This window comes from Sinomonas sp. P47F7, from assembly GCF_049332655.1.
In the GTDB taxonomy this organism is placed as follows: Bacteria; Actinomycetota; Actinomycetes; order Actinomycetales; family Micrococcaceae; genus Sinomonas.
In genome coordinates this window covers 2,917,728-2,944,248 of sequence record NZ_CP186327.1, presented here as the reverse complement: position 1 = coordinate 2,944,248, position 26,521 = coordinate 2,917,728, and the positions used below count along the sequence as shown (strand labels likewise).

At 71.7% G+C, this 26,521-nt stretch carries 25 protein-coding genes and 1 pseudogene; 20 read left to right on the top strand and 6 right to left on the bottom strand.

The window, feature by feature from the left end; translation table 11 throughout:
• Window positions 1–192 precede the first annotated feature (192 nt).
• The 4 genes from ACOKR1_RS13720 to ACOKR1_RS13705 all read left to right on the top strand — a co-directional run bounded on the left by ACOKR1_RS13720 (window position 193) and on the right by ACOKR1_RS13705 (window position 4,806).
• Window positions 193–489: a DUF3039 domain-containing protein gene (locus ACOKR1_RS13720; RefSeq protein WP_415856505.1), complete on the top strand. Its 297-nt coding sequence runs from the start codon at window positions 193–195 to the stop codon at window positions 487–489.
• Window positions 490–1,908: an MFS transporter gene (locus tag ACOKR1_RS13715; RefSeq protein WP_422933567.1), complete on the top strand. Its 1,419-nt coding sequence runs from the start codon at window positions 490–492 to the stop codon at window positions 1,906–1,908.
• Window positions 1,905–3,737, top strand: coding sequence for a DEAD/DEAH box helicase (locus tag ACOKR1_RS13710; protein ID WP_422933566.1), 1,833 nt, complete (start codon window positions 1,905–1,907; stop codon window positions 3,735–3,737). The genes ACOKR1_RS13715 and ACOKR1_RS13710 overlap by 4 nt, the downstream gene beginning before the upstream one ends.
• Window positions 3,738–4,473: 736 nt before the next feature.
• Entirely contained in the window at window positions 4,474–4,806 is a 333-nt protein-coding gene (locus tag ACOKR1_RS13705; RefSeq protein WP_422933565.1) for an endonuclease domain-containing protein, read from the top strand.
• Between the two features lie 111 nt (window positions 4,807–4,917).
• Here the strand turns inward: ACOKR1_RS13705 and ACOKR1_RS13700 are convergent, their stop codons facing one another.
• Both ACOKR1_RS13700 and ACOKR1_RS13695 read right to left on the bottom strand, forming a co-directional pair.
• The gene (locus ACOKR1_RS13700; RefSeq protein WP_422933564.1) at window positions 4,918–5,502 is read right to left on the bottom strand and encodes an isochorismatase family protein; all 585 of its coding nucleotides are present in this window, start codon (window positions 5,500–5,502) and stop codon (window positions 4,918–4,920) included.
• A gap of 51 nt (window positions 5,503–5,553) precedes the next feature.
• Entirely contained in the window at window positions 5,554–6,882 is a 1,329-nt protein-coding gene (locus ACOKR1_RS13695) for a nicotinate phosphoribosyltransferase (RefSeq protein WP_422933563.1), read from the bottom strand.
• A 97-nt stretch (window positions 6,883–6,979) separates the two neighbouring features.
• Here ACOKR1_RS13695 and clpS point away from each other — a divergent pair, with 97 nt between their 5' ends.
• The 6 genes and pseudogenes from clpS to rdgB form a co-directional block, all read left to right on the top strand.
• A complete protein-coding gene (clpS, locus tag ACOKR1_RS13690; protein WP_415856351.1) occupies window positions 6,980–7,297 on the top strand; it encodes an ATP-dependent Clp protease adapter ClpS in 318 nt (105 codons plus the stop codon).
• Window positions 7,290–7,907 carry a DUF2017 domain-containing protein gene (locus tag ACOKR1_RS13685; protein WP_422933562.1) on the top strand — a complete coding sequence of 206 codons (618 nt, stop codon included), beginning with the start codon at window positions 7,290–7,292 and terminating at the stop codon, window positions 7,905–7,907. The genes clpS and ACOKR1_RS13685 overlap by 8 nt, the downstream gene beginning before the upstream one ends.
• Window positions 7,894–8,895, top strand: coding sequence for a glutamate racemase (gene murI, locus ACOKR1_RS13680; protein ID WP_422933561.1), 1,002 nt, complete (start codon window positions 7,894–7,896; stop codon window positions 8,893–8,895). The genes ACOKR1_RS13685 and murI overlap by 14 nt, the downstream gene beginning before the upstream one ends.
• Entirely contained in the window at window positions 8,892–9,689 is a 798-nt protein-coding gene (locus ACOKR1_RS13675) for an MBL fold metallo-hydrolase (RefSeq protein ID WP_422933560.1), read from the top strand. The genes murI and ACOKR1_RS13675 overlap by 4 nt, the downstream gene beginning before the upstream one ends.
• Window positions 9,690–9,723: 34 nt before the next feature.
• Window positions 9,724–10,497, top strand: a complete 774-nt coding sequence (rph, locus tag ACOKR1_RS13670; RefSeq protein ID WP_415856347.1) for a ribonuclease PH — start codon at window positions 9,724–9,726, stop codon at window positions 10,495–10,497.
• Between the two features lie 185 nt (window positions 10,498–10,682).
• Window positions 10,683–11,318, top strand: a pseudogene (gene rdgB, locus ACOKR1_RS13665) (RdgB/HAM1 family non-canonical purine NTP pyrophosphatase); the annotation flags it as partial.
• An 82-nt stretch (window positions 11,319–11,400) separates the two neighbouring features.
• Here the strand turns inward: rdgB and ACOKR1_RS13660 are convergent.
• Window positions 11,401–12,156, bottom strand: a complete 756-nt coding sequence (locus tag ACOKR1_RS13660; RefSeq protein WP_422933559.1) for a VTT domain-containing protein — start codon at window positions 12,154–12,156, stop codon at window positions 11,401–11,403.
• Window positions 12,157–12,269: 113 nt separating this feature from the next.
• Here ACOKR1_RS13660 and ACOKR1_RS13655 point away from each other — a divergent pair, with 113 nt between their 5' ends.
• Together ACOKR1_RS13655 and ACOKR1_RS13650 are read left to right on the top strand one after the other, a co-directional pair.
• Window positions 12,270–13,319: an exonuclease domain-containing protein gene (locus tag ACOKR1_RS13655; RefSeq protein ID WP_422933558.1), complete on the top strand. Its 1,050-nt coding sequence runs from the start codon at window positions 12,270–12,272 to the stop codon at window positions 13,317–13,319.
• A 92-nt stretch (window positions 13,320–13,411) separates the two neighbouring features.
• On the top strand, window positions 13,412–13,948 hold the full coding sequence (locus tag ACOKR1_RS13650; RefSeq protein WP_422933557.1) for a DUF4395 domain-containing protein: 537 nt from the start codon (window positions 13,412–13,414) through the stop codon (window positions 13,946–13,948).
• A 45-nt stretch (window positions 13,949–13,993) separates the two neighbouring features.
• Here the strand turns inward: ACOKR1_RS13650 and ACOKR1_RS13645 are convergent, their stop codons facing one another.
• A complete protein-coding gene (locus tag ACOKR1_RS13645; protein ID WP_422933556.1) occupies window positions 13,994–14,962 on the bottom strand; it encodes an ADP-ribosylglycohydrolase family protein in 969 nt (322 codons plus the stop codon).
• 72 nt (window positions 14,963–15,034) lie between these two features.
• Between ACOKR1_RS13645 and ACOKR1_RS13640 the strand changes: the two genes are divergently transcribed.
• The 6 genes from ACOKR1_RS13640 (at window position 15,035) to ACOKR1_RS13615 (ending at window position 22,628) form a co-directional block, all read left to right on the top strand.
• Entirely contained in the window at window positions 15,035–15,391 is a 357-nt protein-coding gene (locus ACOKR1_RS13640; protein ID WP_422933555.1) for a YidH family protein, read from the top strand.
• Window positions 15,388–15,747: a DUF202 domain-containing protein gene (locus ACOKR1_RS13635; protein ID WP_422933554.1), complete on the top strand. Its 360-nt coding sequence runs from the start codon at window positions 15,388–15,390 to the stop codon at window positions 15,745–15,747. Before ACOKR1_RS13640 ends, ACOKR1_RS13635 begins: the two co-directional genes overlap by 4 nt.
• A 109-nt stretch (window positions 15,748–15,856) precedes the next feature.
• Window positions 15,857–16,840, top strand: coding sequence for an aquaporin (locus tag ACOKR1_RS13630; RefSeq protein WP_422933553.1), 984 nt, complete (start codon window positions 15,857–15,859; stop codon window positions 16,838–16,840).
• An 84-nt stretch (window positions 16,841–16,924) separates the two neighbouring features.
• Window positions 16,925–18,106 carry an exonuclease SbcCD subunit D gene (locus ACOKR1_RS13625; protein WP_422933552.1) on the top strand — a complete coding sequence of 394 codons (1,182 nt, stop codon included), beginning with the start codon at window positions 16,925–16,927 and terminating at the stop codon, window positions 18,104–18,106.
• Entirely contained in the window at window positions 18,103–21,309 is a 3,207-nt protein-coding gene (locus ACOKR1_RS13620) for an AAA family ATPase (RefSeq protein WP_422933551.1), read from the top strand. Before ACOKR1_RS13625 ends, ACOKR1_RS13620 begins: the two co-directional genes overlap by 4 nt.
• A 101-nt stretch (window positions 21,310–21,410) precedes the next feature.
• Window positions 21,411–22,628, top strand: a complete 1,218-nt coding sequence (locus ACOKR1_RS13615; protein WP_422936651.1) for an MFS transporter — start codon at window positions 21,411–21,413, stop codon at window positions 22,626–22,628.
• A gap of 58 nt (window positions 22,629–22,686) precedes the next feature.
• Here the strand turns inward: ACOKR1_RS13615 and ACOKR1_RS13610 are convergent, their stop codons facing one another.
• Entirely contained in the window at window positions 22,687–23,397 is a 711-nt protein-coding gene (locus tag ACOKR1_RS13610) for an IclR family transcriptional regulator (RefSeq protein WP_422933550.1), read from the bottom strand.
• 197 nt (window positions 23,398–23,594) lie between these two features.
• Between ACOKR1_RS13610 and ACOKR1_RS13605 the strand changes: the two genes are divergently transcribed.
• Together ACOKR1_RS13605 and hpaB are read left to right on the top strand one after the other, a co-directional pair.
• Complete coding sequence (locus tag ACOKR1_RS13605; protein ID WP_422933549.1) at window positions 23,595–24,122, top strand: flavin reductase family protein; 528 nt, start codon at window positions 23,595–23,597, stop codon at window positions 24,120–24,122.
• 140 nt (window positions 24,123–24,262) lie between these two features.
• The gene (hpaB, locus tag ACOKR1_RS13600; protein WP_422933548.1) at window positions 24,263–25,714 is read left to right on the top strand and encodes a 4-hydroxyphenylacetate 3-monooxygenase, oxygenase component; all 1,452 of its coding nucleotides are present in this window, start codon (window positions 24,263–24,265) and stop codon (window positions 25,712–25,714) included.
• Between the two features lie 79 nt (window positions 25,715–25,793).
• Here the strand turns inward: hpaB and ACOKR1_RS13595 are convergent, their stop codons facing one another.
• The gene (locus ACOKR1_RS13595) at window positions 25,794–26,504 is read right to left on the bottom strand and encodes a GntR family transcriptional regulator (protein ID WP_422933547.1); all 711 of its coding nucleotides are present in this window, start codon (window positions 26,502–26,504) and stop codon (window positions 25,794–25,796) included.
• Between the last annotated feature and the right edge of the window lie 17 nt (window positions 26,505–26,521).

The window sequence follows — 26,521 nt, the reverse complement described above, 5'->3', positions numbered from 1 at the left end:
GCGAGCAGACAGGACACTGATGAGGCTTCGCCAGGCTCTTATGAGGTCATGTCCGCCCGGCCGGCGAGCGGAACCCCGAGGGCCAGACGGTCCAAATGATGGTCAGACCAGCAGGCCGACAGTCGGTGCCTGAGCCATGACCCCCGGGGCAAGACCATCATCAGTGTCGGGGCCCGTTGCTAGCATGGACGCATGAGCACAGCTGACCCCTTCGATCCGTACGGGAACGATCCGCGGGACCCCTCGACCTCCGGCTCGACCACGACGATCGAGCGCGAGGAGGTCCGCGAGGAGCTCGAACCGGGCGATCGCGAACGCTTCTCGCACTACGTGCGCAAGGAGAAGATCATGGAGTCCGCCCTCACAGGCGAGCCCGTGATCGCCCTGTGCGGCAAGGTCTGGACGCCGGGTCGCGACCCCAAGAAGTTCCCGGTCTGCCCCACCTGCAAAGAGATCTACGAGGGGCTGCGCCCGGGCAACGACGCCTAAGTGGCGGTCCGCGAGGCCCAGGGGCTCATGTCCCGGGCCTACCGGGGGCTCGTCGTCGGTCTGCTCGCGATCGTCACCTGCAGCGCGTTCGAGGCGATGGCCGTCACGACAGCGATGCCGGTGGTCGCGAGCGAGCTCGGCGGAGCCCGAGCGTATGGTCTGGCGTTCTCGCTCTACCTCACGGCTTCGATGGCGGCGACCGCCGCGGCGGGCTCGTGGTGCGACGTCGCCGGGGCGCGGCCGTCGCTTCTGACGGGCCTCGGCCTCATGACTGCGGGCCTGCTCCTGTGCGGCGGGGCCTGGGACTTCGGCGCGTTCACGCTCGGCCGGATGGTCTCGGGGGCCGGAGCCGGATTCATGATTGTGCCCGTCTACGTCATCATCGGCCAGGCGCTCCCGGCCGCGCTTCAGCCCGTCCTGTTCGGCTGGTTCTCGGCGGCCTGGGTGGTGCCGTCGCTCGTCGGGCCGTACGTGTCCGGGCTGCTCGCCGAGCACGCGAGTTGGCGGTGGGCGTTCTTCGGCGTCGCGCCGATCGTCGTCGTCGCCGTGCTGCTCACATGGCCCCGCGTGCGGAGCCTCGGCGCGCCTCAGGAGCACGCCATGGGCGCCGGCGAAGGACGACGGCGCGCCCTCCTCGGACTTGCGCTTGCCGCCGGCGTCGCGGCGGCGCAGTGGGCCACGCAGTCCTTGGCCGATCCGCAGACGAGGGAGGCCGTGAACCCGTTCGCGCTGGGACTCCTCGGCCTCGCGGGTCTCGTGGCCGTGGTCGTCACGATCCCCCGGCTGCTCCCGCGCGGCGTGGTGCGTGTGGCCCGCGGCCTGCCCGCGGTCATCGTGGTGCGCGGGCTCCTCACGCTTGCCTTCTTCGGCGCCGAGGCGTTCATCCCCCTCATGCTCGTGGACCGCTACGGGCTCGAGCCCTCGATCGCGGGGCTTGCGCTGACAGGCGGGGCGATCGGGTGGACCGCGGGTTCGGTCGTGCAGACCAAGGGGTGGCTCGCGCGGCCCACGTATCTCGTGGTTGGCCCGGCCCTTCTCGCCGCGTGCATGGCAGGCGTCGCGGCCGTGGTCGCGGCGCAGGCGACTCCGTGGCTGCTCGCGGGGGCCTGGGCCGTCGCGGGGATGGGCATGGGCCTCGCGACCACGACGACGTCCGTGCTGCTCCTCGACCTGAGCGACGCGGCCGAGCGCGGGAGGAATTCGGCCTCGCTCCAGTTGGCCGATATGCTCGGTGGAGTGATTGGAACCGCCGGAGCCGGAACGCTCTACTCCCTGCTCCTCACCCCCGGCAGCGTCCCGGGGGCCGGCGTGTTCGCACTTCTCGTGGGCATGCTCGCCGTCTCCGCCCTCCTCGGTTCCGTGGCCGGCTCGAGGACGCGCGCGCCGTCGCCCGTCGTTCGCGAAGCGGGACGCGCGTGACGGAAACGCTCTTCGGCGGGCAGGAAAACAACCCTGGCCACCACGCGCAGACTTCTCCCGCCCACCCCGCAGGGCCTTCGGCCGCTCCCTCGCTTCCTCCCGCCTACCCCGAACGTGCCGCGTGGGGCACGGCTCCCAAGCTCCGAGCGTGGCAGCAGGAGGCGCTCGACAGGTACCTCGACCGCGCCCCGCGCGACTTCCTCGCCGTCGCGACGCCCGGCGCAGGCAAGACGACCTTCGCGCTCCGCATAGCGTCGAGGCTCCTCGAGCAGGGGCTCGTCAACCGCGTGACGGTCGTCGCCCCGACGGATCACCTCAAGCGGCAGTGGGCCGACGCTGCGGCGCGTGTCGGGATCGCGATCGACCCGAACTTCAAGAACTCCGACGGTCAGCACGGCCGCGACTTCCGTGGCGTCGCGGTGACCTATGCGCAGGTCGCGAGCAAGCCGCTCCTGCACCGCGCGAAGACCGAGGCAGCGCGGACGCTCGTGATCCTCGACGAGATCCACCACGGCGGCGAATCGCTTTCGTGGGGCGACGGCCTCCGCGAGGCGTTCGAGCCCGCGGTGCGCCGGCTCGCGCTCACGGGAACGCCGTTCCGCTCCGACACGTCACCCATTCCGTTCGTCGACTACGCCGAGGACCCTGACGGGATCCGCCGGTCGAAGGCCGACTACACGTACGGCTACGGGCAGGCGCTGCGCGACCACGTGGTCCGTCCCGTCATCTTCATGGCGTATTCGGGGCAGATGCGGTGGCGCACGAGCGCGGGCGAGGAGATGGCGGCGTCGCTCGGCGAGGCTGCCGTCACGAAGGACGTCACCGCGCAGGCGTGGCGCACGGCGCTCAACCCCCAGGGCGAGTGGATTCCCGCCGTCCTCGCCGCCGCCGACCGGCGGCTCACCGAGGTGCGGCGCACCGTGCCCGACGCCGGCGGCCTCGTCATCGCGACGGACCACGACGACGCGAGGGCGTACGCCGGGCAGCTCAAGAAGATCACGGGCGAATCGCCCGCGATCATCCTGTCCGACGACGCGAAGGCGTCGAACCGGATCGAGGAGTTCGCCGACGGCGACGCCCGGTGGATGGTCGCCGTGCGCATGGTGTCCGAGGGGGTCGACGTGCCACGGCTCGCCGTGGGCGTGTACGCGACGTCGACGTCGACGCCGTTGTTCTTCGCCCAGGCCGTGGGGCGCTTCGTGCGCGCCCGCAAGCGAGGAGAGACCGCGTCGGTCTTCTTGCCCTCGGTCCCGCAGCTCATGGCGCTCGCGAACTCGATGGAGGTCGAACGCGACCACGCGCTCGACCGTCCGTCCTCCGACGAGGACGGGCTCATGGACCTCGAGGAATCGCTCATCGACGAGGCCAACCGCGAGGAGAAGGCCTCCGACACGCTCGCAAAGGGCAAATACGAGGCGCTCGAGTCGCAGGCCGCGTTCGACCGCGTCCTCTTCGACGGCGGCGAGTTCGGCATGGGGGGCGAAGTCGGCTCCGAAGAGGAGCTCGACTTCCTCGGCATCCCCGGGCTGCTCGACGCGGAGCAGGTCGCGATGCTCCTGCGCCAGCGCCAGCAGGAGCACGTGTCGCGGCGCAAGGGCACGGGGCCCACGTCGTCGCCCGCCGGCGTCCCGGACCATCGCAGGCTCATGGATCTCCGGAACGAGCTCGCGAAGAATGTATCGGCCTGGAGTGCGCGCACGGGGACTCCGCACGGCGTCGTGCACACGAAGCTCCGCGAGCTGTGCGGCGGGCCCGCCGTCGCCCAGGCCAACGAGGAGCAGATCCGGGCGCGGCTGAAGAAGCTGCAGGATTGGTTCGTGGGCCGCTAACCCCGTTGCGCCGTCACGTCCGCGGGGTGCGTTCGGGTTGCGCCGTCACGTCCGCGGGGTGCGTTCGGGTTGCGCCGTCACGTCTGCGGGGTGCCTGTGGATAACTGAACTCCTCCCCAGCTGAGGTCCGCGAAACTGGGGTATGACCAAGCTCTCGCACCTTCCCGAACCGCTCGCTGTTCGCCCATTCACCCACTCGGAGGCCGCTGCCGAAGCAGTCTCGCGAGGCCGACTCCGCGCTTCGGACCTGACTCGATTGAGCCGGATGATCTACGTGCCAGCGGTCACGGAACCGGCCCTTGCCGAGCGGCTCCGGGTTCACCTTGCCGTCACACCGGGGGCGTGGGGCTCCCATCAGACAGCGGCCGCTGTCTTAGGAATGCCGGTGCCCCCGTGGCTTTCGGATCATGGGCTGCTGCATCTGAGCAAACCCCATGGCCTCCCGCGAGTAAGGCGAAGGGGAGTCGTGGGGCACGAGGTTCGGTTCCGCCCTTCGGAACTCTGCGTAGTGGACGGCATGCGAATGACGACGCCAGCGCGCACTTGGCTAGATCTGGCGATGCAATTGCCGCATGAGCAGCTCGTGGCACTCGGTGACCATCTTCTCCGGATTCCCCGCCCGAGCCTTGAGAGACGGCGGTCCGAGCCGTACGCGACGCGCGAATCACTGCTAGAAATGCTCTCGGTTCATCCCAAGATGAAAGGGGTAGCACGATGCCGACTAGCCTTGGACGACATGCGGGTGGGATCGGATTCCGTTCCCGAAACTCTCCTTCGGCTCGCCCTGGTGTACGCCGGACTCCCGGAACCGGAACTGCAGATTTCGCTGAGCCCGGGGAATCCGTATTCACCGTCAGGCGATATGGGCTATCGAGAACTCAAAATCGTCGTCCAGTACGAGGGATCCTGTCACGACACAGAAGCACAGCGGTTGGCTGATGCTCGCCGTGACCGATCGTTTCGGGAGGCAGGATGGATCGTCATCCACGTTCGGCTTGACGATCTTCGCGAAGATTTCCGAGGCGTCGTGAGGCTGATCAAGGCGGCGATCCGTGAACGCGCCGCGTGAGTGACCACCCTGCGGAGGTGACGGCGCAAGGGGTGGGGACCCTGCGGAGGTGACGGCGCAAGGGGTGGTGACCCTGCGGAGGTGACGGCGCAAGCGGTGGTGACCCTGCGGCTAGGCGAGGCGGACGCCCGCCGACTCGAGGTCGCGGAACGTCGGCTCGAGGTCGTCGGCGATGCCGGCGCAGAGGTCCTTGAGGACGGTCGTCCGGTAGCCCACGCGGGCCGAGTCGAGCGCGGTGGCCTTGACGCAGTAGTCAGTCGCGATCCCGGCCACGTCGACGTCCGTGATCCCGTGCCGAGAGAGCCATTCGTCGAGGCCGGGGGAGTCGTCCGAGGTTCCCTCAGCGTCCCCAGCTTGCGCGAGGTGCCCCTCGAAGCCTGAATAAGCAGCGGCGTACTGGCCCTTGCGGAACATCGCGTCGACCGCAGAGACGTCGAGGTCCGGATGGAACGCCGCCCCAGCGGTCCCGGCGACGCAGTGCGCGGGCCACGTGTCGACGAAGTCCGGCTGCTCCGAGAAATGCGCGCCCGGATCGATGTGCCAGTCCTGCGTCGTCACGATCGCACCGTAGTCGCCCGCGTGCTCCGCGACATAGCCAGTGAGCCGCGACGCGACGGACGCGCCGCCGTCGACCGCGAGGGAGCCGCCCTCGCAGAAGTCGTTCTGCACGTCCACGATGATGAGTGCTCGCTTCATGGCTCTATTCTCCCTCCGTGAGGCAGCGTCCCTTCGGCGCGACCCTTCTGCTCAGTCGCCTTCGTAGAGCGTCGGGATGACCGGTTCGCCGCGGTGCATGCGGCGGGCGGCGGCGGGCAGCTCGGCCATCGATGCCTCGTGGCGCGCTCGCGCCCGCTCGACCCCCTCGGGGCCCGTCCAACCGGGCTGCAGCTCGCCGCGCGAGACGAAGTGCTCGAGGAGCGGCCGGTCGTTGCTGTCGCCTTCGGGGACGTGGCCCACCCCGACCACCTCGGCGGTCGCGACGCCGTTCGCGTCGAGCCGCCGCAACGCGTACTTCCGTCCGCCCACGGTCTGCTTGTTCTTCGCCGCCTTCGCGACGGCGACGAAATCGCCGTCGTCGTCGGTGCGACTCACGAGCTTGTAGACCATCGACGCCGTCGGCGCGCCCGATCCGGTCACGAGCGAAGTGCCCACGCCGTACGAATCGACGGGGGCCGCGGCGAGGGCCGCGATTGCGTACTCGTCGAGGTCGGACGTCACGACGATGCGCGTGGTGACGTTGCCGAGCTCGTCGAGGAGGCGGCGCACCCAGTGCGCCTGGCCGATGAGGTCCCCCGAGTCGAGACGGACGGCGCCCAGGCGATCTCCCGCGATCTCGACGGCCGTGCGGACGGCGGTTTCGACGTCGTACGTGTCCACGAGCAGCGAGGTGCCCGGCCCCATTGAGGCGACCTGCGCCTCGAACGCGCCGCGCTCGGTGTCGTGGAGGAGCGTGAACGAATGCGCGGCGGTCCCGACCGTGCGGAGCCCGTAGCGGAGGCCCGCGGCGAGGTTGGACGTGCTGGCAAAGCCGGCGACGACGGCGGCGCGCGCCGCCGCGACGGCCGATTCCTCGTGCGTGCGGCGCGAGCCCATCTCGATGCACGGCCGGCCATTGGCGGCGATCGTCATACGGGATGCGGCGGAGGCGATCGCCGAATCGTGGTTGAGCACGGAGAGCAGATAGGTCTCGAGGATGCACGCCTCCGCGAATGTCGATTCGACGATGAGGATCGGCGAGTTCGGGAAGTACGCCTCGCCCTCGGCGTAGCCCCACACATCGCCCGAAAACCGGTAGTCGGCGAGGAAGTCGAGGGTCTCGCGGCTCACGACCTTGGTGCGCTCGAGGAACGCGAGCTCCTCGTCCTTGAACCGGAAGCCCGTGATGCCTTCGAGGAGCCGGCCCGTTCCGGCGACCACCCCGTAGCGCCGGCCGTCGGGCAGGCGGCGCGCGAACACCTCGAACACGGCCCGGCGATGGGCGGCGCCCGAGTGGAGCGAGGCCTGGAGCATCGTGAGCTCGTAGTGGTCGGTAAACAGTGACGTGCGGGGCGCTTCCCACGTGCTCGAAGAGGTCACGGATTCACTCTAGCGGCGCGGGCCGCAGGGGTGGGCTGCAGGGGTGGGTTGGGTGGGATGCAAGGGGGCGCGAGGCGGCCTGCCTAGAATGGAGCCCATGAGTTTGAGCGTCGCCACCGAACCGGCACCTAGCCTCAGCGAGGAGACGACGACGGCAACCGACACCGCGCGCATTGTGCCGTGGAACCTCGTCGTCTGGAACGACCCCGTCAATCTCATGAGCTACGTGAGCTACGTCTTCCAGACGTATTTCGGCTATTCGGAGGCGAAGGCGGATGCCCTCATGATGCAGGTGCACACCGAGGGGCGCTCGATCGTCTCGCACGGCTCGAAGGAGACCGTCGAACGGCAGGCCGTCGCAATGCACACCTTCGGCCTGTGGGCCACGGTCGAAAGGGCCGGCGAGGATGGCTGAGCCGTTCAGCTACGGAAGGCGCGGCATCAGCGGCCGCTTCGAGGACGCCGAGCGCGAGCTCCTGCGCGGACTGTTCCGCGACGTCGTCGCGCTCCTCGAGCCGGACGACGCACCCGAGGAAGACCCGCTCGCCGCGCTCGTGGGCATCAGCCCCGACGCGACCGAGCCCGAGGATCCAGCCCTCCTGCGGCTCCTCCCGAACGTCTCGAAGGACGACGACGAGGAGACCCGCGAGTTCCGGCGCCTCACCGAGCGCTCGCTGCGGGAGGGCAAGGCTGGCGCCCTCCGCGCGGCGTCGCTGGGCCTCGAGTCGCGCGACGTCCTGCTCGACGATGCGGGCGCGGAGCATTGGGCGACGGCGCTCACGGACGTGCGCCTCGTCCTCGCCGAGCGCCTGGGGATCCACAGCGAGCAGGACGCGGAGCGGATCCACGGGGTTACCGACTGGTCCGACGTGGGGGATGACGACGTCGACGCCTACCTCGCGCTCGTCTACAACTTCGTGACGTGGCTCCAGACGACGCTCGTCGACGCGATGCTCGCGAGCTACCGGGCCGGTGGGCGCGGGAACGGGCCCGAGGGAGCGGGGAGCGGCCGTGGCCAGGACTGAGAGCACTGACGACGACGCGACGCTCGAGCGCTCCGAGCGCCCCATCGGGGTCTTCGATTCGGGCGTCGGCGGCCTCACGGTCGCGCGCTCGATCATCGACCAGCTCCCGAACGAGTCCGTCCTCTACGTCGGCGACACGGCCCACGGCCCCTACGGACCGCTTCCCATCGCGGAGGTGCGCGCGAACGCGCTCGGCGTCATGGACGAGCTCGTCGACTCGGGCGTCAAGCTCCTCACCATCGCGTGCAACTCGGCGTCCGCAGCCGTGCTCCGCGACGCGCGCGAGCGCTACACGGCGCGCTACGGCATCCCGGTCATCGAGGTCATTCAGCCCGCGGTGCGCCGCGCCGTCGTCGCGACCCGCAACGGCAGGGTGGGCGTCATCGGCACGAGCGCGACCGTGGGATCCCGCGCCTACGAGGACACGTTCGCCGCGGCGCCGGACCTCCAGATCACCTCGGCCGCGTGCCCCGACTTCGTCCCGTACGTCGAGGCCGGCGTGACCACGGGGCCTGAGCTTCTCGAGGCCGCCGAGGGCTACCTCGCGCCGCTGCGCGAGGCCGGCGTCGACACGCTCGTGCTCGGCTGCACGCACTATCCGCTGCTCACGGGCGTCATCAGCTACGTCATGGGCGACGGCGTGACCCTCGTCTCGAGCGCGGAGGAGACCGCGAAGGACGTCTACCGCGCGCTCGTGAGCCACGGCCTTGAGCGCCGCTCGGCCGAGCCGCCCCGGCACACGTTCCTCGCGACGGGCGAGGCCGGGCAGTTCGAGGTCCTCGCGCGCCGCTTCCTCGGCCCCGAGGTCCAGCGCGTGGAGCACGCGGAGCACGTCGCCGCCCACTACCCGACGGGAAGCCTCGCGCGCATCACCCCGGAGATGCTCGAGGCCGCCCGCGCGGACCGCGGGGGCCTCGCGGGGCGCGTCTCATATTTCGTGGACCCCGCGAGGCCCGCAGCGGGCGGCGCGGATAGGATGCAGGGGTGAAACTGACGATCGTCGGCTGCAGCGGCTCTTTTCCGGGGCCGAGCTCGCCGGCGAGCTGCTACCTCCTGACGGCGCACGACGGCGAACGGGACTGGCGCATCCTCTTGGACCTCGGATCGGGAGCGCTCGGGGTCCTGCAGCGCTACATGGACCTGAGCGACATCGACGGCGTCCTGCTGAGCCACCTCCACCCCGACCACTGCATGGACCTCACAGGGCTGCAGGTCGCGATCCACTGGGACCCCAACGGCTGGCCGTCCGGACGTGTGCCCGTATGGGGGCCCGAGGCGACCGCGCGGCGCCTCTCGATCGCCCTCGACATGGGGACCGCGGCGGATCTGCACGAGGACTTCGAGTTCCACTCATGGGTGCCGGGGGAGGCCGTCGAGTTCGGCCCCTTCCGGTTTTCCGTGCACCCCGCGCGCCACCCGATCGCCGAGGCGTACGCGATGCGTATCGAGTGCGTGGAACCGCAGGCCGACGGCTCGACGGAGCGCCGCGTCCTGGCCTACTCGGGGGACACGGACTCGTGCTCCGGGCTTGTCGACGCCGCGCGCGGGGCGGACATGTTCCTGTGCGAGGCGGCGTATCACGAGGGCCGCGACGACGCGATCGACGGCGTGCACCTCACGGGACTTCGCGCGGGCCACGCCGCGACCGACGCCGGCGCCAAACGCCTGCTCCTGACCCACCTTCCCGTGTGGAACGACGCGAATCGCACCGTCGCGGAGGCCCAGCAGGCGTACGCGGGGCCGATCTCGGTCGCGGTCGCGGGCGTCCACTACCTCGTCTGACTTCCGTCCGTGAGATCCGCGTAAGCTGGGTCCCATGACCCCACGCACTCCCGCGAGTCCCTCTGCCGTGCGCGCCGATGGGCGCGCCCCCGACCAGCTGCGCCCCATCAGCATCACGCGTGGGTGGTCCAAGCAGGCGGAGGGCTCGGCTCTCATCGAGTTCGGGAACACGCGCGTGCTCTGCACGGCATCGTTCACGGAGGGCGTTCCGCGTTGGCTCAAGGGCGAGGGCCGCGGGTGGGTCACCGCCGAGTACGCGATGCTCCCGCGGGCCACGAACACGCGCTCCGACCGCGAGTCGGTCAAGGGCCGGATCGGCGGCCGCACGCACGAGATCTCGCGGCTCATCGGGCGTTCGCTGCGCTCCATCATCGACACCGAGGCGCTCGGCGAGAACACGATCGTGCTCGACTGCGACGTCCTCCAGGCCGACGGCGGCACGCGCACGGCGGCGATCACGGGCGCCTTCGTGGCGCTTGCGGAGGCCGTGCGCTGGGCGAAGGACAAGGGCCTCGTCGAGCCGGGGGCGGAGCCGCTCGTCGACACGGTCTCCGCGGTCTCGGTCGGCATCATCGACGGCGTGCCCATGCTCGATCTCCCGTACGTCGAGGACGTGCGCGCCGAGACGGACATGAACGTTGTCGTGACGGGCTCCGGCAAGTTCGTGGAGGTGCAGGGCACGGCCGAGGGTGCGCCGTTCGACCGCGACGAGCTCAACAACCTCCTCGACCTCGCGCTCATCGGCACGGCCCAGCTCGCGGACATTCAGCGCGAGACGCTCGCCGAGGCGCTTCGGACGGCCCCGTGAGCGCGGCTGCCGCGGGCGGCCCTGGGAGCAACGGCGCTGGGAATACCGGCGCTGGGAGCAACGGCGCTGGGAATAACGGCACTGGGAATAACGGCCCTGGGAACAACGGCGCTGGGAATAACGGCACTGGGAGTAACAGCGCCCGGAATCATAGCGCCGGGAACAACAGCGGTCGGCGTGGGTCGGGGCCCCGGCTCGTCCTCGCGACGCACAATCAGGGCAAGCTCCGCGAGCTGCGCGAGCTCTTGCGCGGCCAGATCCCGGGGCTCGACGTCGACACCCAGGTGGTCGACGCGGCGGCCGTGGGCGGCCCCGACGTCGTCGAGGACGGCGTGACGTTCGGCGAGAACTCGCTCCTCAAGGCCCGCGCCGTAGCGGCCGCGACGGGACTCATCGCCGTCGCCGACGATTCCGGGCTCTCCGTCGACGTCCTCGGGGGAGCGCCGGGCATCTTCTCGGCGCGCTGGGCGGGCCGGCACGGCGACGACCGCGCGAACCTCGAGCTCCTCCTGGCCCAGCTCGCCGATGTGCGCGACGAGCACCGGGGCGCCGCCTTCGTGTGCGCGGCGGCGCTCGTGATTCCCGCGGACGACGGCGATGGGCCCACCGAGCACGTCGAATACGGCGAGCTCAAGGGGATGCTGCTCCACGAGCCCCGCGGCGACGGGGGCTTCGGCTACGACCCGATCCTGCTGCCCGAGGGCCTCGACCGCAGCTGCGCCGAGCTCAGCCGCGACGAGAAGAACGCGATCAGCCACCGTGGGCAGGCCTTCCGGGCGCTGCTCCCGGAGATCGTCGCGGCGCTTTCGGACGACGCCTGACCCAGCGGCTGGGGTGCGCTCGGTGCGAGGTCGCGCCTCCGCGCCCCGCCCCTCGGCCTAGGCCCCGCCAGCCGGGCCAGACTCAGCGCTCGGGCTCGTTCTCTTCGCTGCGCTCAGCGGCGGCTGCCTCCGCCGTGGCCGCCGCACGGCCCTTCGCGAGCCGCCCCTTCACGAACTCGACGATGATCGGGATGATCGAGACGAGCACGATCACCACGAAGATGAGGTCGATGTTCTTCCCGACCCATTCGTACTGTCCGAGCCAAGCGCCGAGCAGGGTCACGCCCGCGCCCCACGGGATGGCGCCGAGCACGTTGTAGAGGAAGAACTTCCGCCGATCCATCCCCGCGACGCCCACGATCACGGGGACGAAAGTCCGGATGATCGGCACGAAGCGAGCAAGGATGAGCGACTGGCCGCCGTGCCGCTCGAAGAACGCGTGGGCCTTGCGCACGTTCTCCTGCTTGAAGAACCGTGAATCGGGCCGGCTGAACAGCGAGGGGCCGATCTTCGCACCGATGAGATAGCCCACCTGGTTGCCGAGAATGGCCGCGATGACGACGAGCAGCGCGAGCAGCCAGATGTTGAACTTGACCGCGCCGGTGGCCACGAGCAGCCCGGCCGTGAAGAGCATCGAGTCGCCCGGCAGGAAGAATCCGATCAGCAGTCCCGTCTCCGCGAAGATGATCGCGCAGATCACGAGCACAACCCACGGGCCGAGCGGCGAGTCCCGCAGGAAGACGTCGGGGTTGAGCCAATCCGGGAGGAATGAGGCAGTCCTTGGCTGGACGGCTGCGGGCAGGGTGGCGGCGAGTTCGGTCAGCGCGGCACGGATCACCCTCCAAGGGTACCGGCGCCCCGTGCGTTGCCTTGCGCGTGACGTTGTGCCGGACTTCGCCGTAGCGCGTGGCGGTCCCGGGCCGCGCAGCCAAGCGCGACTAAGCTCGCCGCGTGGCCCTGGACTTCACCGCAATCGACTTCGAGACAGCCAACGGGTTCCGCGGGTCGCCGTGCGCGGTGGGGCTCGTCAAGGTCCGATCGGGGAAGGCCGTGGAGACCGCCACGTGGCTCATGCAGCCGCCGGCAGGTCACGACGAATTCGACCCCCGCAACGTCGCGATCCACGGGATCCGGCCCGACGACGTCGCGGGCCGCCCGCGCTTCGGTGAGCTGTTCGCCGAGATCGGCGGCTTCGTCGGGGACGACGTTCTCGCGGCCCACAACGCCGCTTTCGACCTGGGCGTCATCCGCTCGGCGCTCGAGGTCTCTGACATGGCCGCCCCGGCCTACGACTACGCGTGCACCGTGGTGCTCTCGCGCCGCACGTACGATCTGCCCTCGCACTCGCTCCCCTTCGTCGCGGAGGCAGCGGGCGTCCCGCTCGTGAACCACCACGACGCTACCGAGGACGCCGCCGCGTGCGCGGGCATCCTCGTGGACATTGCGCAGCGCCACGGCGCGACGAGCGTCGAAGGGCTCTACGAGTCCCTCCACCTCGCGCTCCCGCGTCACTCCGAGTTCATCCCGGGACGGGACGAGTTCTCAGCGCCCACCGCGAAGGCTCTCCGCGCCGTCGTCCGCCCCGCACCGAGCGCGGCGGCGCCCGTTCCCGCGGGCCGGCGCACGTGGGCGCCGTGGCCCGAGGAGGGCGGCAACCCGGCCGCGAACCCCGCCGCCGACCCCGCCCACCCGCTGTTCGGGCACCGGATCGTCTTCACGGGAAGCCTGGGTATGACGCGGGCCGAGGCGAAGAGCCGAGCCGCGGCGCTCGGTGCCCAGCCCGCGAGTTCCGTCACGCGGGCCACGACGCTTCTCGTGGTCGGCGACGGCTTCGTCGCCGCGGACCTCGCGAGGGGCACCGCGGCGGGCGGCTCGGGGCCCAAGACTTCCAAGGCCCGGCGGGCGCTGGAGCTGCGCTCCGCCGGGTACCGCGTCGAGGTGCTCTCGGAGGGCGAGTTCCTCCAGATGCTCGGCGGGGCGTGGCCAGCCCGGAGCGCGTGACGCGGGGACGCCGCGGAAAGTAGCCCGAGGTAACAAGTAGTACAGCGCAACATTCCTTCCTCGCGGCGTGCCGGCGTTCCTAGGCTGGGACGGTGACTACCACCGGATCAGCTACCGCGACCACCCGCACCAGCGCCCTGCGCCGCGCGTTCGAGTTCCCGAATCCCGTGAACGAGTACGCCGCCCGCTCGACCGCTGGCGTCGTCGTGGTGCTGAGCCTCGTGACGCTCGCGCTCGGACTGACGCTGGGGTGGGGCTGGCCGCTGTGGATCATCGCCCTCGGGTTCTGGCTCCGCGTCGCGGGCGGCCCACGCTACTCGCCGGTCGGGCGGCTCGCCGTGCACGTGATCGCGCCGCGCTTCGGCCGCGCTCGCCTCGTCGCCGGACCGCCGAAGCGCTTCGCCCAGACCATCGGCGCCGTGCTCTCGACGGCCGCCGCGATCCTGTGGGCCGTGGGGCTCGCCCCGATCGCGTGGGTGCTCCTGGGGCTGCTCATCGTCGCGGCCTCGCTCGAGGCGTTCGCGGGGTTCTGCCTCGGTTGCTGGATCTTCGGCAAGCTCCAGGCCGCGGGCGTCATCCCCGAGAGCGTGTGCGAGGCGTGCAACAACATCTCGCTGCGCAGATCCTGAACGACACGCGCAGATCCTGAACTAGGCGGCCGCGCCTCGGGCGCGCTACTCCTCCGCGCCCGATGCCCTCGCGAGCGTCGCGGCGAGTTCGGCGGCGATGTCCGAGCCCTCGAGGCGGCGCGCCCATTCCTCGGGAACGGCGTCGGCGCCCCACAGCGCGCCGAGCAGGGCGCCGGTCATCGCGGCGGCGTCCGGCCCCACCGCGCCCGCGCGGTCGACGGCGGCCTGGAACCTGCCGTCCTCAGCCTCGGACTCGGCGTCAAGCGCCGCCTCGAGCGCGGCGCCGAGCGCTCGCGCCGCAGGGGACCGGGGTTCGCCACCATGACGGCCCGTGAGCGCGCCTTCGAGGGCGTTCGCGACGTCGGCCGCCGGATTCCGCGAGGCGGCCTGGACCGATGACGACGTCTCGATCGCGCTCCGCAGGGACCCGCCCGCGGCGAGCTCCCGGACGACGAGCGCGAGTGCCGCGGCGGCCTGGACCGCGCTCGGATGCCCGTGGGTGAGGTGGGCGCCGTCGAGCGCCATCGCGGCGACCGCGTCCGCCGGGGTTCCCACGACGAGCCCGAACGCGGCCGAGCGCGCGGCGGCCGCGCCGTCGTCGTACGCGGCGCCGAGCGGGCGCGCCTGGGTGCCCATCTCGCCGCCCGCGAGCGAGGCGACCCACGAGGGCCGGACCGGGAGCTGGTGATTCGTGGCGGGCTGGGTGTCGATCCAGCGCGGCGGGGCCGACGGCGCGGAGGCCGGGAGGGCGACCCCCTGGGCTTCGGCCCAGCGCAGGTAAGCGAGCCACACGCACGCGGTCTGGTCCGCGTAGACCCCGGCGTTGGCCCACTCGAGGACTTCGACGAGCGCGTCGGCCGTATAGAACGAAAGCTGGCCGGCCGCACCGAGGTGCAGCGCCCCATTGCCGGGCCCGGTGCCGGCGGCGCCGCCCGCGAGGACCGCGGCCTCGGAGGCGGCCGCGCCCAGGAGGCAGCCGTGGATTCTCGAAGTGGGGCTCGGCGTGCTCGTCACTCCAGCAATGTACCGCTACTGCGCGGGTATTCTGCGAGGAGAACCCGTACTCCTTTAATGGAAGGCAGCCGCGTGCGCGAACCCGAATGGCGCCAGCAGGGCACGACCCCTGACTACCGTTTCTCGCTGGCCAACGAGCGGACGTTCCTCGCCTGGCTGCGCACCTCGCTCGCCCTCCTCGCTGGGGCGGTCGGCCTCGACCAGCTCACGCCCAACATTGCGCCGGCGCCGCTGCGGATCGGCCTGTGCGTGGTGCTCGCGGTGGTCGGGGGCATGCTCACGATCCTCGCGTACCGCCGCTGGTCGCGTTCGGAGCAGGCGATGCGCCACGGCCGTGAGTTGCCGTACTCGCGCGTGCTGCTCGGCATGACTGCCGTCGTGGCGGTGGCGGGGCTGACCGTCGCGATCCTCGTGGTGCTCCACCCGTGACCGACGACCCCCGCGCGACCCCGAGCCGGGATCCCGGCCTGCAGCCGGAGCGGACCTCGCTCGCGTGGCGGCGCACGCTCCTGGCGCTCGCCGTGCTCGATGTCCTCGTCTGGCGCGTGTGGCTGCTCGCGCTCGGGGGCGCTGGCCAGCGGACGCCGGCCGTCGTCGCCGCGCTCGGGGTCTGCGCGATGGTCTCGACGGCGGCGACGCTCGTCCTCATCGGCTGCGGATGGGTGCGGGCCCACGAACTCGTCCACGGCACGGCGGCGCCGCCAGCGCTCGTCATGCGGATGGCCGCGGTGGCGCTCATGGCGCTCGCCGCGAGCGCCATCTTGGCACTCATTCTGGGAGGGTAGGATGTGGGCGGGCACCGGCCCGGCCACCCTAGGGCCGGCGCTGGTGCGCAGCCCTAAGGGCTTGGCGGCACGCGGCCGCCCCCACCGACGACTCGAAAGAGGAATCCCCATGACCAGCCCCGCGGTGACCACCACCGAGGCCGCCCCCGCGGCCGCCCAGGAGTTCGGCATCGTCGCGAAGCTCGCGGCCGAAGCCTTCGGCACGTTCCTGCTCGTCTTCGGCGGCCTCGGCGTCGCTCTCTTCAGCAACCCGCAGACCGCGCCCCTCCCGGCTCCGCTCGCGATCGGTCTGAGCATCGGCGTCGGCATCGCGGCCGTCGGCCACATCTCGGGGGGCCACTTCAACCCGGCCGTGACGCTCGGCACGGCCGTGGCCGGCCGCACACCGTGGAAGCGGGTTCCTCTCTATGTCCTGGCGCAGCTCGTGGGCGGCGCGATCGGCGCGCTCATCCTGTGGGTGACGGTGCGCACGCTCCCGAACCTCTCGAACGTCCAGACGATCTTCACGCAGCTCTCGAACGGCGTCGACGACCTGTCGCCGAACAAGTTCCCGCTGGCCGCCGGCCTCCTCGTCGAGGTCGTCGCGACCGCCGCGTTCCTCGCGATCATCCTCGCCGCGACGTCCAAGCGCGCCGCGAAGGGCGTGGCCCCGTGGGCCATTGGTGTTGGCCTCGCGATCCTCGTCCAGGCGATCGCGCCGATCACGAACGCGTCGCTCAACCCTGCGCGTTCGACGGCTACGGCGATCTTCGCCGAGCCGAGCGCGCTGGGCCAGCTGTGGGTCTTCTGGGTCGCGCCGCTGCTCGGTGCCGCCATCACCGGCCTCCTCTTCCGCGGCTTCGGCTCGCAGGAGGACGTCCTCGTCACCGGTGCGCCCGGCGCGCCGTCCTTCACGACCGTCGAGGGCGAGCCGACCACCGGCCTTTCCGTTGCGGAAGGGGAGGCTGAGCTCCGGGCCGGCGAGCGGAAGGCCGACGCCGCTGCGGAGGAGCCCGGCGAGGCCCCGGCCGGCGAGGCGACGCCTGCACCTGCCGCCGAGACCCGCCGCACCGACGAGGACGAGGCGAAGAACTTCTTCGACCAGTCCAAGTAGGCAGAACCAAGCGATCGGGCCCGGATGTGAGGCTCGCGGCGGGTGGCACCGAAGAATGTCGGTGCCACCCGCTAGCTTTTTTCCATGAAGATCCTGCACACCTCGGACTGGCACCTCGGGCGGTCGTTCCACGGTCTCGGGCTGCTCGCTGCCCAGAGCGAGTGGCTTGACGGCCTCGTGGAGTTCGTCGCCGCCGAGGAAGTCGAGGCGGTGCTCGTCTCGGGGGACGTCTACGATCGGGCCCTCCCGGGCGTGGACGTCGTCGCGCTCCTCGACCGGACGCTCGTGCGCCTCACGGAGGCGGGCGCGCGCGTCATCCTCACGAGCGGGAACCACGATTCGGCGGTCCGGCTCGGCTTTGGGGCCCGCCTGCTCGAGCGCGCCGGGGTCCACGTTCGGACGCGCGTCGAGGAGCTCGCCGATCCCGTGATCCTCGACGGCTCCGGCGAGTTCGCGGTCGCCGTCTACGGCGTCCCGTACCTTGAGCCTCGCCTCGTCGCGGACGCACTCGGCGTGGAGGGTGCGGGACATTCCGCCGTGACGCGCGCCGCCGTCGGGCGGATCCGTGCCGACCTCGGCCGCCGGCGCGGCGAGCGTTCGGCCGCGGGTGTGGGGGCCCTGCACTCCGTGGTCATGGCCCACACCTTCGCGTCCGGCGGCGTCCCCGCCGAGAGCGAGCGGGCGCTTGCCGTCGGCGGGCTCGACGTCGTCCCTGTCGAGGCGTTTGAGGGCGTCGACTACACGGCGCTCGGCCATCTGCACGGACGCCAGCGGCTCACCGACGGAGTGCGCTACTCGGGCTCGCCGCTCGCGTATTCCTTCGGTGAGGCGCGCCAGCCGAAGGGCGTGTGGCTTCTCGAGTTCGAGGCCGGGGGCCTCGAGTCCGTGAGCGAGGTCGGCTGGTCCACGAGCCACCGCCTCGCGGTGCTTCGCGGAACCCTTGACGAGCTGCTGGCCGACCCCGCTCTCGCGGAGGCCGAGGGCGCGTGCTGCCAGGTCACGCTCACGGACGCCGAGCGCCCGCAGCGCGCCATGGAGCGGCTCCGCTCGCGCTTCCCGCTCACGCTCTCACTGCAGTTCGACCCGGAAGGCGGGCCCGAGCGGGCGAGCACGAGCTACAGCGGGCGCCTCGCCGCGGCCCGCGACGACCTCGACGTCTGCTGCGGCTTCTTCGACCACGTGCGCGGTCGCGGCCCCAGCGAGGACGAGCGCGCCGCGCTCGAGGGCGCGCTCGACGCCGTGCGGCTGTCCGAGGCGGCGCGATGAGGCTCCACCGTCTCGAGATTGAGGCCTTCGGCCCGTTTGCCTCCCGTCAGTCCGTCGATTTCGACGCACTCGCCGAGCACGGGCTGTTCCTGCTCAACGGCGCCACGGGCGCGGGCAAGACGAGCGTGCTCGACGCCGTGTGCTTCGCGCTCTACGGCGGGCTGCCCGGCGCCCGCCAGGGAAGCAAGTCGCTCAAGAGCCATCACGCGGACGCGGGCGCGCAGCCCGAGGCCGTCCTCGAATTCAGCGCTCAGGGGCGGCGCTTCGAAGTGCGCCGGACGCCGGCATGGGAGCGCCCGAGCGCCCGGGCCAAGAACGGCTTCACGACGCAGCAGGCCAGCACGCACCTCCGCGAACTCGTCGGTGGTGAGTGGCAGGCGCTGTCTTCGCGCAACGACGAGGCATCGGACGTCCTGCGGGGTGTGCTCGGCATGGACCGCGAGCAGTTCACGCGCGTTGCGATGCTCCCGCAGGGGGAGTTCGCGGCGTTCCTCCGGGCCGATCCGAAGGAGCGGGAGAAGCTCCTCGAGAGCCTGTTCTCGACGGGGCGCTTCGGCGAGATCGAGGCGCAGCTCGCGGCCATGGCGCAGGACGCCGAGGCCCGCGCCGCGAAGTCGGAGCTCACGGCGAGGCTGCTCGTACGGCAGCTCGAGGCCGAACTGGCCGCGCCCGAGCCGAACGGCTTCTTCGCAGGCAGCATCCCGGACGTAGCGGCCGAGCCCGAGCCTTGTGGTGCAGGGCCGGTCCCCGGCGCGTCCCCGGTCGACGACGCTGGCCCGCTTGATGGCGGCGCCGTCGAGGTGCGCTTCGCGTGGGCGATTGACCGCCTCGCCGGGCTTGCGGAGCGCGCGGGTGCCGAGATCGCCGCGGCGCGGGATGGCGTGAGTCTGGCCCGCTCCGCCGAGGAGGCGTGCCGACGCGCCGTTGACGACGCCGCGGAGCTCGCCTCAGCCCGCGAGCGGCGCGCGCGGTGGGAGGCGGACGCTCCGCTCCACGCGGAGCGGGTCGAGCGGCTCGACCGAGCGGCCGCCGCCGGTGCTCTGCGGCCCGAGCTCGACGGCGAACGCCGTGCCGCAGCAGCCACCTTGGAGGCGGAGGAGGAGTTCGGGGACGCGTTCGGCGTCGCGGTGGCCGCGGGTTGGGAGGGCCCGACATCGCGGGAACCGTCCCCGGGCGAGCTGCGCTCGGAGGCCGGCGACGCCCGCTCGCAGGCTGCCGTGCTCGAGGAGCAGACCCCGCTCGAGGAGGCCTTCGAGCAGCTCAAGGCCGAGCACACCGAGTCCGTGTCCGAGGCCGGCCGGCAGCGCGGGGCGGTGGCTCGGCTTGACCTCGAGCTCGCGGAGCTCGCTCGAAGCGCCGACCACCTGACGGCCGAGCGCGCCCGGCTCGAGTCCATCGCCGCGTTGGGGCCGGGGGCGGAGCGGGACTTCGACGCGGCGACGGGGGTCTTGGATGCCGTGAAGGACTTCGTGGAGGCTGCGGCCCGCCGCGCCGCGGCCCATGAACGCCATGGCGAGCTGCGAGAGGCGGCCGTCTCGTTGAGGAGCGAGTGGCTCGACCTCCGGGAGGAGCGGCTCGCCCACACCGCGTACGAGCTGGCAGCGGGTCTCGAGTCTGGGGCGCCGTGCCCCGTGTGCGGATCCGCGGACCATCCCCATCCGGCCGTTGGTGACGAGGATCCGCTTCGCCTCGTGGACCGTGAGCGGGGCGCGGCGGACGCTGCCGAGCGTGCCGCCGAGCGAGAGCAGGCCGCGGCGTCGGCCCTCGCCGAGGCCCAGTCCGCGGTCGCGGCCGCCACCGCGCGAGGCGGCGACGCCGATCCCGAGAAAGCCGCGCGAGGGGCCGACGAGGCCGGGGCCGCGCTGCGGCTCGCCCGCGAGGCTCAGACCCAGCTCGTGGCCGCGGCACGGCGGCTCGAGACGCTCGACGTCCGACGGCGGGCGGCAGCAGCCGAGCGGGAGGCGGCCTCGACGTCGCTGGCCCTGGCCGAGAGCACGTCCGCGCGCCTCGAGCGCGAGGTCGAGCGCCGCCGCGTTGATCTTGAACGGTGGCGCGAGGGCTGGGGCAGCCTCCGCGCCCGGCACGCCGCGCTCACGGCGATCGTCCGGGCACTTGAGCCGCTCGCCGACGCGGCGGCGCGCGCCGTGGGAGAGCGGGCTCGGCTCACCGAGGCGGAGGGCGAGCTCTCGCGCGCGCTTTCCGGGAGCCCGTTCGCGGACGCCTCCGCGGCGCGCGCCGCGTTGCTCGACGAAGCCGAGGCCGCAATGCTGCGCCGCGCCGTGGATGGTCATCGCGCGGAGGAGCGGACCATCGAGGGACTGCTCTCGTCCGCGGCCTCGGTCCGCGCGCTCGAAGCCGAGAAGGCTGTTGCCGAGCACGCTGTTGCCGAGCAGGCTGTTCCTGTGCAGGCCGTTACCGAGCTGGCCATTACCGAGCTGGCCGCCGGCACGGCGGGGCCGCCGAGCGCCGGACACCTCGCGGCGCGGCTCGCAGCGTGCCGGGACGATCTGCGCCGCGCCGAGGCGCGGCTCGCGGCCGCCCAGACGGCGGAGCACTCGGCCCGGGCGTCGCAGGCCAGATGCGAGCGGCTGCGGGGCGACTTCAGCGCGGCGCTCCCGGCGCTCACGAGCGACCGCGCCGAGCGTGAGCTGCTCGACGAGCTCCAGCGAACTGCTCGCGGAAGTGGCGAGAACCGCCTCCGCATGTCCCTGCACCGCTACGTCCTCGCGGCGCGGCTCGAGCAGGTCGCCGTCGCGGCGAGCGAGCGGCTCGACGTCATGAGCGACGGGCGGTTCAGCCTCGAGCACACCGACGCGCTTGCGGCCCGCGGCGCGGCGTCGGGGCTCGGACTCGAGATCATGGACGCGTGGACCGGCCAGCGGCGCGACCCTGCGACGCTCTCGGGAGGGGAGTCCTTCATGGCCTCGCTCGCACTCGCGCTCGGCCTCGCGGACGTCGTCCAGCACGAGTCCGGGGGAGTGGACATCGAGACGCTCTTCGTCGACGAGGGCTTCGGATCACTCGACGAGCAGACCCTCGAGCAAGTCATGGAGGCCATCGAGGGGCTCCGCGACGGCGGCCGGACCGTGGGGCTCGTCAGCCACGTGCCCGAGCTCAAGCAGAGGATCCCGGCGCAGATCCGGGTCACGAAGGGCCGCTCGGGCTCGAGCCTCGAGGTCGTGGCCGGCGGGGACGCGGTCTGACCCCACCACCCACAGCGCCCGGTACTATGGAAGAGTTGCCGGGTTCGGCGCGACGGGAGGCAGGGACGTCGCGCAGTTGAAGAGGCGTACCCACGTTGTCGATCCGCGTTTCCGTCCTGGCCCGCTACAAGATCCTGCCTGATCTGGCCGGCCCCTCGTTCCTCCCGTTGGGACTCTTCGCGCGCCTCCCGCTCGCGATGCTCACGCTCGGCACGCTCACCCTCGTCTCGGTCGTCTCAGGCTCGTATGCCCTCGGCGGGTTCGCCGCGGGCGCCGTCGGCATCGGCTCCGCCATGGGTGCGCCGGTTCTTGGCGCGCTCGCCGACCGCGTGGGCCAGCCGCGGGTGCTCCTCGCGGCCGCCGCGCTCAACACGGCGGCGATTCTCGCCGTCGTCCTCACGTCCTTCCCCTCTGGAGGCCTCGCCGCCGCAAGCTCCGTCCCGGTCGTCGCGGCCGCTCTCGCCTCGGGCCTCACGACGCCCCAGGTCGGCCCGTTCGCGCGGGCGCACTGGATGGGACTCACTGAGGGCCGCACGCTCCGCGCCCTCGAGCTCGACGCCGCCCTGTCCTATGAGGGCACGGCGGACGAGGTCACGTTCGTCCTCGGGCCCGCGCTCGTGGGCGTGCTCGGCGCCGCCCTCGCGCCATGGGTCCCGCTCGCCGTCGCGGCGGCCCTGACGCTGACGCTCGTGACGGCCTTCGCGCTCCATCCCACCGCGGCTGCGGTCCGCCCTGTGGCGCGGCGCGACCTCGCCCCCGTGCGTCCACGCGAGTGGGCGGTGGTGCTCGTGCCGGTTGCCGGAATGCTCGCCATGGGCACGTTCTTCGGCGGAACGCAGGCTGCACTCACCGCGTTCTCGGGCGAGCACGGGGTGCCGGAGCTCGGAGGGCTCCTGTACGCGGCGATGGGGCTCACCTCGGCGGTGGCGGCGCTGAGTGTTGCCGCGTGGCCGCAGCGGTTCCGCCTCCCCGCGCGGTGGCTCGCGTGCGCGCTGACGATGCTCGCGTTCAGCCTCACGCTGTTCGCGCCGGACGGCGTCGCGCCCATGGCCGCGGCGCTGCTCCTGACGGGCATCCCCGTGGGGCCCATCATGGTGACCGTCTTCGGGATCGGCGGGCGGCTTGCGCCCGCGGGCCGCACGAGCACGGTCATGACGGCCCTCGCGAGCGGGATCGTCGCAGGGACGGCCCTCGGCTCGGCGATCGGCGGGCACCTCGCCCAGTCCGGTGGCTCGGTGGCCGCGTTCGCGACGCCGGTCGGCGCGGCTGCCGTGCTGGCGGCGCTCGGTGGGGCCGTCGCCGTCATGCGCCGCCGCTAAGGTTGCGCCGTCACGTCCGCAGGGTGCGCACCCTGCGGACGTGACGGCGCAACGAGGGTCAGCTGATCGCGTCCGCGATCCGCCGGGCCGCGGCCTGGAGCGTCCCGCCGATCGCTTCCGCGTCGACGTTCGGCCCCAGATGGACGACGGCGAGCGCGGCCGGCCGCTGCCGGGCCGGCTGAATGGGGACGGCCACCGCGAATACGCCGGGGATGACCTCGTCGTGGCTCACGGCATAACCGCGCGATCGCGCCTCGTCTGCCTCAGGCCGATAAGGGATCTCGGGCATGCGCTGCTCCCACTCCGCACGCCCGACCGCGGACTGGATGGCGATGCTGGGCGCGCCCGAGCCGATGCTGTGGCGCGAGCCGGGACGCTGGGCGATCGCCGTGCCGTTGTGGCGTGGCTCGGCGGTGGCGAGGGTCACGCCCTCGGCGTGGTCCCACACCACCACGAACGCCGTCATGCCGAGCTCGTCGGCGATCCGCCCGAGCTCGGGCGCCGCGGCGGACTGGAGGTCTCGCGCGACGCCGCGCGCCAGCACGGCGAGCCCAGCCCCCGGCTGGAGCCGGCCCGAATCGTCCCGCTCGACGAGCGAGTGGTCTTCGAGGGTGCGGATGATTCGGTACGCGATCGAACGGTGGAGCCCGAGCGACTCGGCGACCTCGGCGATCGTGAGCGGCGTGCGTGAGTCGGCCAAGACCTCGAGGGCCCGGAGGCCGCGGGAGAGCGTCTGGGAATGGGCCGCCGTCTCCGGTGTCCGCGGCATGCGCTGCTCCTTCCATCGCCGGGTGGCGGCGATCGTCATAGGCTCTTGTGGGGGAGGGGAACGGTCCTCTACAGTGAGAATGTTCGATATTGGGACATTGTGTTCTATTATAGAATGCACTGTTGGAATTGGACAATATCGTCTGGATCGGAGAACACCCTTCCGGCCGGACAGAGTGCCCCAAGGAGGTAGCGGCCATGATCGCGCAGCCCGCAGTCCCTGGACGGCACGGCAACACAAGCCGCCCCCGCGCGCTCCATTTCCGCGGCAGCCTGGGGCGTTTCGCGACGGGCGTGGCGATCGTGACGTTCGACGGCGTCAGCAAGCGGCACGGCATCACGGTCAACTCCTTCACGTCGGTCTCGCTCGAGCCGCCGCTCGTCCTCGTGAGCATTGCGCGCAACACGAGAGCACACGACGAGCTCGCCGGCCGCCCGTTCACCGTCAACATCCTCGGTGCCGAGCAGCAGGCCCTGGCCCTGCACTTCGCGGGCAGGCCGGGCGTCGAACCCGAGTGGGTCGAGGGGCCTGTGGCCCCTCGGCTGAGCCGCGTCCTCGCCTATTTCGAGTGCACGCCGTGGGCAGCGTACGACGGCGGGGACCACACCTTGTACCTGGGCGAGGTCGTCGACTTCAATTACCGCTCCGGGGACGCCCTCGCGTTCGCGAGCGGCCGCTTCACGACGATCCCCGAGAGCCAGCTCGGCGTCGAAGACCTGCTCTGACGGGCCGGCGCCCAGGAACCCCGAACCCGCCCAAGACCCGAACCCACCCACCCATCACCGTCACCCACCCACCCATCACCGTCACCCACCCACCACCCACACCCGCCCACCACCCCACCCACCCTCACTGGAGAGACATCATGGGTATCCGGACCGGTCAGCAGTTCCTCGACAAGCTCAACGCGATGCGCCCCCACCTCGTGATCGACGGGGAGATCGTCTCGGAGAACCTCACCGAGCACCCGTCCTTCCGGGGCCTCGCGCTCACGTACGCGAAGCTCTTCGACCTCCAGCACGACCCCGAGTTCCGGGACAGGCTCACGTATCCGTCGCCGACCACGGGGGACCCCGTCAACGCCGCGTTCCTCGTGCCGCGCACCAAGGAGGACCTCGTCAGGCGCCGCGGGGCCATGTCGGTGTGGGCCACGTACTCGAACGGCTTCCTGGGCCGCACGGGCGATTACCTCAACTCGGCGCTCACGGCCCTCGGCGCGGCCAAGAAGTTCTTCGCCCAGACCGATCCGGTCTACGGCGAGCGCATCGAGGCGTACTACGAGTTCGCGCGGGAGAACGATCTCCTCGCGACCCACACGCTCATCCCGCCGCAGGCCAACCGCTCCGTCTCGGGCTCCGAGCAGCTCGGCGGCCAGCTCGCGGCGCGCGTCGTCGAAGAGCGGCCCGACGGCGTCGTGATCCACGGCGCGCGCATGCTCGCGACCATCGCGCCGATCGCGGACGAGCTCCTCGTGTTCCCGTCGACGCTCCTGCGGGCCACGCCGGAGGACGCGCCGTATTCGTTCGCGGTCGCCATCCCCAACGACGCCCCGGGCCTGCACTACCTGTGCCGCACCGGGCTCTACCACGGCGGGAGTCATCACGACGAGCCGCTCGCGAGCCGCTTCGAGGAGCTCGACGCGGTCGTCGTCTTCGACAACGTCTTCGTCCCGAACGAGCGCGTCTTCATGCTCGGCCACCCTGAGCTCTGCAACCAGTGGTACTCCGAGACGGGCGCCGCGGCGCTCATGACGCACCAGGTCGTGACCCGCACGCTCGCGAAGAGCGAGTTCTTCCTGGGCCTCGCGTCGGAGATCGCGGCGATGATCGGCATCGACGGCTTCCAGCACATCCAGGAGGACCTCGCGGAGCTCATCCGCAACGTCGAGATTGGCAAGGCGTTCATCGTCGCCGCCGAGGCGCAGGCCGAGCTCAACGACGACGGCGTCATGCTCCCGCACTGGCCCACCCTCAACGCGGCGCGCAACTGGTACCCGAAGGTCTCCCAGCGCTACCCCGAGATCATCCGCAAGTTCTGCGCGTCGGGCCTCATGGGGCTTCCGGGCGAGGCCGATCTCGACGTGGCCCGCGACGACATCGAGATGTACCTCCAGGGCAAGTCGCTCACGGGCCGGGAGCGGATCCGGCTCTTCAAGCTCGCCTATGACGCCTCGGTCACGGGCTTCGCGGGCCGGCAGGCGCTCTACGAGTACTTCTTCTTCGGCGATCCGGTCCGCATGGCCGGCGCCCTTGTGAACAGCTACGACCGCGACCCGCTCCGGGCCCGCGTGCGCGAATTCCTGCACCGCGAGGACTGAGCCAGCCCAACAGACGACGGCGACCCTCCCCGCGCGGGAAGGGTCGCCGTCGTCTGTTGTTGCTCAGGCGCGCGTCGGCTTAGGCCTGCTGCAGGGGACTTTTGGGGGCCGAGCTCGCGTCCTTGAGCGCGCGGCCGCGCACGTTCGAGATGTGCTCGAGCATGGCCTCGCGGGCGCGCAGGGGGCTGCCCGCCTCGAACGCCTCGAGGATCCGGGTGTGCTCGGCGATCGCGTGCTCGGCATCGGTCACGCCGAGGTCGCCGAAGAACCGGAAGCGCTGCACCTGCCCGCCGAGCGCGTTGTATGCGTTGAGCAGGAAGCGGTTGTGGGCGTGCTCGGCGATGAGGCGGTGGAAGCGTTCGTCGGCCTCCCAGTACGCGCCGTACTCCGCGAACGTGGGGCCGGTCGGGGCGCCGCGGAGATCGTCGACGGCCCGCTGGAGCTCGGCGCGCAGTTCCGGGGTGACGTGCGCGCACGCGCTCTCGGTCATCGGCGGCTCGATCACGGCGCGCGCCTCCATGAGCTCGCCGAGCTCCTCGGCCGTGAAGAGCGGCGCGACGCGATACCCCTTGAGGGCCTCGCGGCGCACGAGGCCGGTCGCCTCGAGCCGAGCGAGCGCCTCGCGGATGGGGGTCTGCGAGACCTCGAGTTCAGCCGCCATGCGGTCGATTCCGATGCCCGAGCCCGGCTCGAGCCGCCCGTCCATGAGCGACGCGAGGAGCTCCTGGTAGACGTAGTCGGCCAAGAGCTGACGATTGGCTGGCCGGCGGCCACCGGAGAGGGCTGGCATGCGGAAAATCCTATCGG